Origin of the sequence: Pseudomonas agronomica (assembly GCF_025917275.1) — a bacterium.
Taxonomy (GTDB): Bacteria; Pseudomonadota; Gammaproteobacteria; order Pseudomonadales; family Pseudomonadaceae; genus Aquipseudomonas; species Aquipseudomonas agronomica.
The window spans coordinates 1-963 of the sequence record NZ_JAOSHO010000909.1 but is presented as its reverse complement, the minus strand read 5'-3'; the positions used below and the strand labels follow the sequence as shown (position 1 = coordinate 963).

1 protein-coding gene is annotated in these 963 nt (G+C 61.4%); it reads right to left on the bottom strand.

Translation table 11 applies throughout. The features are described 5' to 3' along the window. A partial coding sequence (locus OC610_RS28045) for a S16 family serine protease (RefSeq protein WP_332880487.1) occupies nucleotides 1-963 on the bottom strand: 963 nt, incomplete at both ends.

The following is a 963-nucleotide window of genomic DNA, read 5'->3' as shown; positions in this document are numbered from 1 at the left end:
AACAACACCTTAGCCACATCCGCGAACCGCTTGGCGAAATGCACCGTGACGCCTTCCTTCAGATAGTCCGGCAATTCTTCGAAGTTGCCCCGGTTGGCTTCCGGCAGGATCAGCTCATTGATCTTCTGCCGTCGCGCCGCGATGACCTTTTCACGTACGCCGCCAATCGGCAGCACATGCCCGGTCAACGTCAGCTCACCGGTCATGGCCACGCCTTTCTTCGGTGGCTGGTTGCGCGCCAGGGACAGCAGGGCGCTGGCCATGGTCACGCCGGCACTCGGTCCGTCCTTCGGCGTGGCGCCTTCCGGTACGTGGAGGTGGACAAAGGCCTCGTCGAAGAACTTCGGATCTCCGCCGAACTGCTTCAGGTGCGAGCTGACGTAGCTGTGGGCAATCTCCGCCGATTCCTTCATCACCTCGCCCAGTTGACCGGTGAGCTTGAAGCCACGATTGAGGGTGTGGATCCGCGTTGCTTCGATCGGCAACGTGGCGCCGCCCATGCTGGTCCACGCCAGGCCGGTGATCACCCCGACGCCGGACAGGACCTGCTCATTGCGGAACACCGGTTTGCCCAGGGAGGCCTCGAGGTCCTTCGGGCCAAGCTTGATCACCGCTTTTGGTTCTTCGATCAGCTTCATCACAGCCTTGCGCACCAGTTTGCCCAGTTGCTTCTCCAACTGGCGCACCCCGGCTTCACGAGCATAACCGTCGATCAACACCTTGAGGGCGCTGTCACTGATGCCCAAGCTGCCCTTGGACACGCCGGCCTTGGCCAGTTGCTTGGGCCACAGGTGGCGCTTGGCAATGGCGACCTTTTCTTCGGTGATATACCCCGACAGGCGAATCACTTCCATGCGGTCCAGCAGCGGGCCGGGGATCGAGTCCAGGGTGTTGGCGGTGCACACGAAAAGCACTTTCGACAGGTCCAGGCGCATGTCCAGGTAATGGTCGAGGAATTCGACA